Source organism: Pseudomonas sp. P5_A12, from assembly GCF_056400685.1.
In genome coordinates this window covers 45,849-55,070 of sequence record NZ_JBFUKU010000011.1, presented here as the reverse complement: position 1 = coordinate 55,070, position 9,222 = coordinate 45,849, and the positions used below count along the sequence as shown (strand labels likewise).

Genomic DNA, 9,222 nt, shown 5'->3' with positions numbered 1-9,222 from the left:
CCTGAGAAGAAGGCATCGAGCAGCGGGATATTTTCGTCGGCAACAATCAGCATGGAAGGCTCCTTTGGGGGATCGGCAGTGTAGGCGGAGTTGACCTTTGTGAGCCAGCAGGCATTGCRCATCCTTGTAGCAACTGGCGCAGCCTGCGTCCGGCTGCGCAGCAGTCGTAAAGTCAGGCGATGCGGTGCTTCAGTAAGACCGCAAACTCAGGTTTTACGACTGCTGCKCAGCCGGACGCAGGCTGCGCCAGTTGCTACAAGGATGCGCAATGCCTGCTGGCTCACAAAGGTCAACTCCGCCTACACTGCCGATCCCCCAAAGGAGCCTTCCATGCTGATTGTTGCCGACGAAAATATCCCGCTGCTCGATGCCTTCTTCTCAGGTTTCGGTGAAATCCTCCGGGTACCGGGACGTTCCATCGACCGCGCTACCGTCGAACACGCCGATGTGCTGCTGGTCCGCTCAGTGACCAACGTCAATCGTGCCTTGCTCGAAGGTAGCAACGTGCGTTTTGTCGGCACATGCACCATCGGCACTGATCACCTGGACCTGGATTACTTTCAAAAAAATGCAATCACTTGGTCCAGCGCGCCTGGCTGCAATGCACGGGGTGTGGTCGACTACGTGCTCGGCAGTCTGTTGACCCTGGCTGAAATCGAAGGCGCTGACCTGACTCAACGCACATACGGCGTGGTCGGTGCAGGCCAGGTCGGTGGTCGTCTCGTCAAGGTCCTGCAAGGCCTGGGCTGGAAAGTGCTGGTGTGTGACCCACCCCGACAAGCAGCTGAAGGCGGTGATTTTGTCAGTCTTGAACAGATCATTGAGCAATGCGACGTAATCAGTCTGCACACTCCTTTAAAGAAGCACGGCGCGCAGTCGACCTGGCATCTGCTCGATAAAAAACGCTTGAACCAGCTCAAGCCCGGAACGTGGCTGATCAATGCCAGTCGTGGCCCGGTGGTGGATAACGCCGCCCTGCGTCAAGTACTACTTGAGCGCGAAGACCTGCAAGCGGTGCTCGACGTGTGGGAGGGCGAACCTGAGGTCGACGTGGCGCTGGCTGAGTTGTGTGTGCTGGCGACGCCRCACATTGCCGGATACAGCCTTGAAGGGAGACAGCGCGGGACGGCGCAAATTTATCAGGCGTATTGCGATTTTCTCGGGCGCCCGGCCGACATCAGCCTCAGTGATTTATTGCCGGCTCCGTGGTTGTCGCACGTGACCCTGCATGCGCAGACTGATCCGGCGTGGGCATTGGCCATGCTGTGCCGCGGCGTGTACGACCCGCGCCGTGACGATGCGGATTTTCGGCGCAGCCTGGTAGGTAGCGTGAGCGAGCAGCGTGCGGCGTTTGATGCGCTGCGCAAGCATTATCCGCAGCGACGGGAGATTGATGGGTTGCAGGTGCGGATTGAGGGGGAGTCGGCTGAGTTGCAGAGGATTGTGGTGGCGTTGGGGGCTTCGGCTGTATAGAAACCAAGTCGGCCCTATCGCGAGCAGGCTCGCTCCCACAGGGTTTGTGGCTGACACAGATCCAATGTGGGAGTGAGCCTGTTCGCGATGGCCGCACCGCAATTTCCAGATAGGCACCCATAAAAAACCCGGCCCACCAGGGCCGGGTCAAGAAGACGGTGGCTATATCACTCTTGTTCGGCAGGCTGGACCAATCGCTGTTCCAGCTCGCGGCAAGCGCACTGGATCATTTCTTCAGTGATCGGTACTTCACGCCCATTGGCATCGATAATCGAGCAACCCAGAGACTGGTTTGGCTGTGTGCGGATCACTTGAATCTTGTCTTCGCTGCTGTTTTGCAAGGACATGGCCTGTCTCCTCATCAGGTTGTGTGCCTACTTTACAACCGTCAGGTGACCGGGCTATGACAACTCCCTGCGATCTTCCCAAACGGTTACGTCAGTCCACCAGAAATTTAAAAACCTTGCCACCCGGACTTTAGACCAATAGCGTCTAGAGACTAGTCATCGCGGTCATAATTAACCTGACTCATTGTGATTTACAGGGTTCTGCGTCTGACAGTGTAGGCTGGCCCCTTCATTGACGTACCTGGATAACTGCGATGCTTTCTGCCCGTCACCGCCGCGCGATCCGCCTGACCCTGCGCTTTCTTGCACCCTATCGCTGGCCAGCCTTTGGCGCCTTGCTCGCGTTGATTGTCACCGCCGGCATTACCTTGTCGATGGGGCAGGGCATTCGCCTGCTGGTAGACCAAGGGTTCATGACCCAGTCGCCGCACTTGCTCAATCAGTCCATCGGCTTGTTCATGTTGCTGGTGGTGGGGCTGGCGATCGGCACCTTCGCGCGTTTTTATCTGGTGTCGTGGATCGGCGAGCGCGTGGTCGCAGACATCCGCCGACAAGTGTTCAACCACCTGGTTTATCTACATCCGGGCTTCTACGAAAACAATCGCAGCTCCGAGATCCAGTCGCGGCTGACCGCCGATACAACGTTGCTGCAATCGGTAATCGGCTCTTCGTTGTCGCTGTTTTTGCGCAATTTGTTGATGGTCATCGGCGGGATTGTGCTGCTGTTTATCACCAACCCCAAACTCACCAGCATCGTGGTCGTCGCCTTGCCCTTGGTCATCGCTCCGATCCTGATTTTCGGCCGCCGGGTGCGTAACCTGTCGCGCCTGAGTCAGGACCGGATCGCTGATATCGGCAGCTACGTCTCCGAAACCCTCAGCCAGATCAAAACCGTGCAGGCCTACAACCATCAGGTTCAGGACGAGCAGCGTTTTGCCGTGACGGTGGAAGACGCGTTCAACACCGCGCGTAAACGCATCTTCCAGCGCGCCTGGCTGATCACGCTGGTCATCGTGCTGGTGCTGGGTGCGGTGGGCGTCATGCTGTGGGTCGGTGGCATGGATGTGATTGCCGGGCGGATCTCGGCGGGTGAACTGGCGGCGTTTGTCTTCTACAGCCTTATCGTCGGCAGCGCCTTCGGCACCTTGAGCGAAGTGATCRGGGAGTTGCAGCGAGCAGCGGGCGCGGCCGAGCGGATTGCCGAATTGCTGCGCTCGGAAAACATCATCCAGCCGCCGACCATCGGTCTGGTGACCTTGCCAGAGCGGGTGAGGGGCGATCTGGTTCTGCAAGACGTACGTTTTTCCTACCCCTCACGGCCGGAAAGTTACGCCGTCGATGGCTTGAATCTGACCATTAATGCGGGTGAAACCCTCGCCTTGGTCGGCCCGTCCGGAGCCGGCAAATCCACGGTGTATGACTTGCTCCTGCGCTTTTACGACCCCGCCGCCGGACAGATTCTGCTCGATGGCGTGCCGCTGACTCACCTTGATCCGCTCGATCTGCGCCGCTGCTTCGCATTGGTCTCGCAAAACCCGGCGCTGTTCTTCGGCAGCATCGAAGAGAACATCCGCTACGGCAACCCGAGTGCCACCTTGGCCCAAGTTCAGGAGGCGGCAAAAATCGCCTACGCCCACGACTTCATCGAACAAATGCCCAACGGTTACCAGACACATCTGGGCGACGGTGGCCTCGGTCTGTCTGGTGGTCAGCGCCAGCGCCTGGCCATCGCCCGGGCGTTGTTGGTGGACGCGCCAATTCTGTTGCTCGACGAAGCTACTAGCGCCCTCGATGCCCAGAGCGAACACTTGATCCAGCAGGCCCTGCCAAGCCTGATGAAAAACCGCACCACACTGGTCATCGCCCACCGATTGGCCACTGTGAAAAACGCGGACCGGATCGCGGTGATGGATCAGGGGAAATTGGTGGCAGTGGGGACGCATCAGGCGTTGATTGCGAGTAATGCACTGTATGCAAGGTTGGCGGCGTTGCAGTTTAGTGATGGGCATGAAGCTGCGTGAATGAGAGCTGCTGAACGCGGCCGTGTTCGGGCATTATGTCGGCCTCAGTTGCGAGCATGGATGAGGAAATGAGTCGATATCAGCCACCGTTGACCCTGACCACGAGAATATTGGCCCTGGTCGCCGAGATCAGTGAGCAAATCGGTCGGCTTACGGCTGTGGATGAACGGCTGCAGACCCCTCAGTTACGTCGCGGCAACCGGATTCGTACAATTCAGGCGTCCTTGGCCATTGAGAACAATACCCTCAGTATCGAGCAAGTGACTGCTGTTCTGGCGGGGCAGCGAGTGCTGGGGTTGCCGCGAGAAATTCAGGAAGTGCGTAATGCTTTTGCGGCTTACGAATCCATGCCGGATTGGCAGCCGAGCAACCGAAGCGATTTGCTTCGTGCTCATGCGTTGCTGATGGAGGGCTTGATTGACGACTGCGGACAGTTTCGTCGAGCCGGGGTAGGCATCTACCGTGGGGACAAATTGGTTCACATGGCACCTCCACAGAGTCGCGTTGCGCATTTGATTGATGACTTGCTCGCATGGGTGGGTTTTTCCGATTGGCACCCGCTGATCATTAGCTGCGTTTTCCACTACGAATTCGAGTTCATCCATCCCTTCGCCGATGGCAATGGGCGTATGGGGCGAATCTGGCAAACCTTGATACTCAGTCAATGGCGGCCCGTGTTGGCTTATCTTCCGGTCGAAGCGGTGGTTCGAGAACAGCAGGACGCCTATTACGCCGCATTGTCAGCATCTGATCAGTTGGCTCAGTCGACGCCTTTTGTCGAGTTCATGCTGCAAGCATTAAGCCTTGCGCTGAAGGAAGCGGCCCGAAGCGAACCGGCAAGCGACCAAGTAACCGACCAAGTAACCGACCAAGTAGCGAAGCTGCTCATTGCTCTGCGAGGCAGTGCTCCACTTAAGGTTAGCGAATTGATGACAATTGTCGGGTTGRCTCACAAGGCGACTTTTAGGGCTAACTATCTCAAGCCTGCATTGTCTGTCGGTTTGATTGAAATGACTGACCCTGATTCACCTCGTAGTCCGATTCAGAGATATCGCCTGACCGAGTTTGGTGATCAAACTGTTGCGCGGCTCAGATCGACTTAGCGGGTTGTGCTCCCCAAAAAAAACGCCCGCATTTCTCAATGCGGGCGTTTTTGTTAGTGGTTCAATCCCGGATCATTGATCGTCAAAATACCGCTCATGCCAATCCACCAGCGGTTGTGGCGAGTTGAGCTTCTGGCCGTAAATCACCGAATACGACAGCACGTTCTGCACATACTGACGAGTTTCGTCGAACGGGATGCTTTCCACCCAGACGTCGAAGCTCAGGTGGTCTGCGCCGCGCAGCCACTGGCGCACGCGGCCCGGGCCCGCGTTGTAGGCAGCGGAGGCGAGGACGCGGTTGCCGTTGAACTGGGCGTGGACCTGGCTCAGGTACGCGGCACCCAGCTGGATGTTTTTGTCCGGGTCCAGCACTTGCTGCGGTGAGGCCAGCGGGATGCTGAACTTGCGTGCGGTTTCCTTGGCGGTGGCGGGCATCAGTTGCATCAGGCCGCTGGCGCCGACGCCGGAGCGGGCGTCAGCCATAAAGGCGCTTTCCTGGCGAGTGATGGCGAACACCCAGCTTGGATGCAGGCCGCGGATTTTGGCTTCCCGGACCAACGGTTCGCGGTAGGCCATCGGGAAGCGGATGTCCAGATCGTCCCAGTACTGTGCCTGGCTGATGGTGCGGATCGCCGGAAAATACCATTTCAGGTCATAGGCCAGTTTTGCCTGGGCGACCATTTCGTCACGGCTGAAGTGTCGGCTGACGTGATACCACTCGCGGCGACCATCGACGATCTGCCCGCGCRCGTGGAATTCCAAGGCACGACGAACGCCCGGCGTGTTGCGCACTTTGTTGATCAGCGCCTGGCTCAACACCAGCGGTTTATTGTTCAGCGAATACGGAGACTGCGAACGATCTGCCGCGAGGAAACCATAGAAGTCACGCTCGCGAGCGAGGTTTTTATAAAGTGTTTGCACTTCCGTGCTCTGTGGCTGGGCCAGTTCAAGGCTGCGGGCCTGCCAGTAGCGCCAGCGATTGGTGGTCGCCAGGTCCTGCGGCACGCGCCGGGTCAACTGATTGGCATCGTCCCAACGGCCCAGGCGCAACAACAGCCGCAGACGCCATTCAGACACCGTGTTGTCGCGCAGTTCCGGGTCGTATTTGGTCATCACGTCCAGCGCACGACTATCGAAGCGTCGAGCGAGGGTCAGTCCGATTTCCCGGGCGATCGCCACTTTTTCATCGCGGGAGAAGTGCATGCTGCTGGCATAACCGTCGAGCAGGGCCATGGCCTTGTCCGGGTCTTCTTTGGCCAGGCGGCGCAGGCCGAGGCTGACTACGTCGGACATCGGTTCGTCAGCCGGGGTGAAGCGCGAAGGCTGGTTGAGCAGTTCGGGTTTTTGCGCCACATCAATCAGCAGCCGACCGCGCGGGGCGAGGGTGGTGAGGCCGTTAACGAGGCTGTTGGCCAGTGGGTAATTGCGCGCCTGGGCGGCGAGTTTGGTGCGTTCCCAGCGTTTTTGCTCGGTCAGTTGACCTTCGGCGCCCCACAGTCCGAACAGCGCGTCGCAAGCTTCCGGTTGGGATTTGCCGGTCAGCCACAGTTTGTTGGCGTTGGCATAACCCTCGGCCTTCTGATTGTGGGTGATCTGGTACTGCGCATTCAGGCAGTCCAGCTCCGTGAAGTTGAGCTTGGGGTCGTAATACTTGACGAAGGTCGCCCAGTCGCCACGCTCTGCCAGCCAGCGCAGCCAACGCAATTTCATCCAGTTGGCTTGCGGCAGGTCACCGTGTTCGGCGAGGAACTTCTCGATTTCGGCATTGCTGGCGGTTTTCAGGCGAGCAGTCAACTCGTCATAGGCCAGATACGGTTCCAGCGGGTAATCACTGAGGGCCTGGCTGTAACGAAAATAAGGACCGGAATCGCCCTTGGCCAAGGCACGCTTGGCTTCATCGTAATACTGGCGCTGGGTGGACAGGTCCACCGCCTGGGCTGATTGCACGGCAGTGGCAGTAAGAAGCAGACAAGATAAAAGACTGAAAAGGCGACTGCGCATGAGACATCCGGGCAGAGAAATCATGACAAGTGCGGGCTATGCCCGCACTGAATAATCTGTAGCTTAGCCGTTTGCCAGCAACGGGCGAAAGCTTTGCAGGCCCGCCGGCATAAGTTCGCAACATTTGTTATGCGGAGTGCTTCGAGAGTGAAATTGCCGGCCTTCTGAAGCCTCAAGTCAGGTAGAATGCGCGCCCGGTTTTTGGAGAAGCTCATGACCCTGCTCAAATTCAGCGATGTGTCCCTTGCTTTCGGCGCTATGCCGTTGTTGGACAAGGTGTCCTGGCAGATCGCCCGTGGTGAGCGGGTGTGCATCATCGGCCGCAATGGCACTGGCAAGTCCAGCATGATGAAGCTCGTCAAGGGCGACCAGAAGCCCGATGAAGGCTCCGTTTGGCGCGCACCCGGCCTCAAAATTGGCGAATTGCCGCAAGAATTGCCGGTAGCCGACGAGCGGACCGTGTTCGACGTGGTTGCCGAAGGCCTGGACGGTGTGGGCGAGTTGCTCGCGCAATATCACCACCTGAGCCAGAACATCGTCACCGACGCTGACCTGGACAAGCTGATGCACGTCCAGCACGACCTCGAAGCCCGCGATGGCTGGCGTTTGCAGCAACTGGTCGACAGCACCTTGAGCCGTTTGCAGTTGCCTGCTGACAAGACCCTCGCCGAATTGTCCGGCGGCTGGCGTCGTCGCGTCCTGCTGGCTCAGGCGCTGGTTTCCGAACCGGACCTGCTGCTGCTCGACGAACCGACCAACCACCTGGACATCGGTGCAATCGCCTGGCTCGAAGAAGCGCTGAAGGATTTCCAGGGCGCCGTGCTGTTCATCACGCACGACCGTTCATTCCTGCAGAACCTTGCGACCCGCATCCTGGAGCTGGATCGCGGCGGCTTGATCGACTGGAACGGCGACTACGCCAGTTTCCTCGTGCACAAAGAAGCGTCGCTGGCGGCTGAAGAAACCGCCAATGCGCTGTTCGACAAAAAGCTGGCCCAGGAAGAAGTCTGGATCCGCCAGGGCATCAAGGCGCGTCGCACCCGTAACGAAGGCCGCGTCCGCGCGTTGAAAGCGTTGCGCGTCGAGCGTAGCGAACGTCGTGAGCGCACCGGCAAGGCCAACATTCAGCTGGACACCGCTGACAAGTCCGGCAAACAGGTAATGGTTCTCGAGAACGTGAGCTTCGCTCACCCGGGTGGCCCGTTCCTGATCAAGGATTTCTCCATGGTCCTGACGCGCGGCGACCGTATCGGTCTGCTCGGCGCCAACGGTACCGGCAAGACCACGCTGCTGAAGCTGATGCTCAGCGGTCTGCAGCCAACCAGCGGCACAGTGGAAGAGGGGACACGCATCGACGTGGCTTACTTCGACCAGTTGCGCCATCAGCTGGACCTGGAAAAGACCGTGATCGACAACGTTGCCGAAGGTCGCGACTTCATCGATATCGATGGTCAGAGCCGTCACGTGCTGAGCTACCTCGGCGACTTCCTGTTCAGCCCGCAGCGTGCCCGCACGCCGGTCAAGGCGCTGTCCGGTGGTGAGCGTGCCCGTCTGTTGCTGGCCAAACTGTTCAGCAAGCCAGCGAACCTGCTGGTCCTCGACGAACCGACCAACGACCTCGACGTTGAAACCCTCGAGCTGCTGGAAGAGGTCTTGCTGACCTTCAACGGCACCGTGCTGATGGTCAGTCACGACCGGGCATTCCTCGACAACGTGGTCACCAGTACCCTGGTCTTCGAAGGTGAAGGCAAGGTCCGTGAATACGTCGGTGGTTATCAGGATTGGCTGCGTCAGGGCGGCTCGCCGCGCCTGCTGGGCGTGACCGAGAGCAAGTCTGGCAAAGCGGACCTGACATCCGCAGTGGTGACCGCAGAAGCGGCTCCAGTGGCTACGGCAGTTGAAGCGCCAGTGGCAAAGAAAAAGCTCAGCTACAAGTTGCAGCGTGAGCTGGAAATGTTGCCGGGCCAGATCGAAGCCATGGAGCAGCAGATTGCTGCGGTTGAAGCGCAAATGGCTGACGCCGGATTCTATCAGCGTCCGGCTGCCGAGACGGCTGCCGTGATTGCTCAGTTAGAGCAGTTGCAGGCTGAACACGACGTGATGGTCGAGCGCTGGGCCGAGCTGGATGCCTGATTGATCCTGCTGTAAAAAAGCCCGGCGTTCAGTGATGAACGCCGGGCTTTTCGTATGGAATGCGATCTACTGGCTGCCGTAGATCTCCTGTAGGAGCCGAGCTTGCTCGCGATGGCGGCCTGTCAGTCAGTATCAATGGGACTG

General features: G+C 58.7%; 6 protein-coding genes. 4 read left to right on the top strand and 2 right to left on the bottom strand.

What is annotated here, in order from left to right:
* The first annotated feature begins 330 nt into the window (after positions 1-330).
* A complete protein-coding gene (gene pdxB / locus AC1DSG_RS03290; RefSeq protein ID WP_477789567.1) occupies positions 331-1,473 on the top strand; it encodes a 4-phosphoerythronate dehydrogenase PdxB in 1,143 nt (380 codons plus the stop codon).
* A 167-nt stretch (positions 1,474-1,640) separates the two neighbouring features.
* Here pdxB and AC1DSG_RS03285 read toward each other — a convergent pair whose 3' ends face one another.
* Positions 1,641-1,820: a PA1571 family protein gene (locus AC1DSG_RS03285; protein ID WP_477789566.1), complete on the bottom strand. Its 180-nt coding sequence runs from the start codon at positions 1,818-1,820 to the stop codon at positions 1,641-1,643.
* A gap of 254 nt (positions 1,821-2,074) precedes the next feature.
* Here AC1DSG_RS03285 and AC1DSG_RS03280 point away from each other — a divergent pair, with 254 nt between their 5' ends.
* Complete coding sequence (locus AC1DSG_RS03280; RefSeq protein WP_477789565.1) at positions 2,075-3,841, top strand: ABC transporter transmembrane domain-containing protein; 1,767 nt, start codon at positions 2,075-2,077, stop codon at positions 3,839-3,841.
* A gap of 68 nt (positions 3,842-3,909) precedes the next feature.
* Complete coding sequence (locus AC1DSG_RS03275; protein WP_477789564.1) at positions 3,910-4,944, top strand: Fic family protein; 1,035 nt, start codon at positions 3,910-3,912, stop codon at positions 4,942-4,944.
* Positions 4,945-5,016: 72 nt separating this feature from the next.
* Here AC1DSG_RS03275 and AC1DSG_RS03270 read toward each other — a convergent pair whose 3' ends face one another.
* Positions 5,017-6,945 (bottom strand): transglycosylase SLT domain-containing protein, encoded by a 1,929-nt coding sequence (locus AC1DSG_RS03270; RefSeq protein WP_477789563.1) that lies wholly within the window; start codon positions 6,943-6,945, stop codon positions 5,017-5,019.
* 213 nt (positions 6,946-7,158) lie between these two features.
* On the opposite strand from AC1DSG_RS03270, the gene AC1DSG_RS03265 reads away from it, so the two are divergent.
* Entirely contained in the window at positions 7,159-9,078 is a 1,920-nt protein-coding gene (locus AC1DSG_RS03265) for an ATP-binding cassette domain-containing protein (RefSeq protein WP_477789562.1), read from the top strand.
* Positions 9,079-9,222 lie beyond the last annotated feature (144 nt).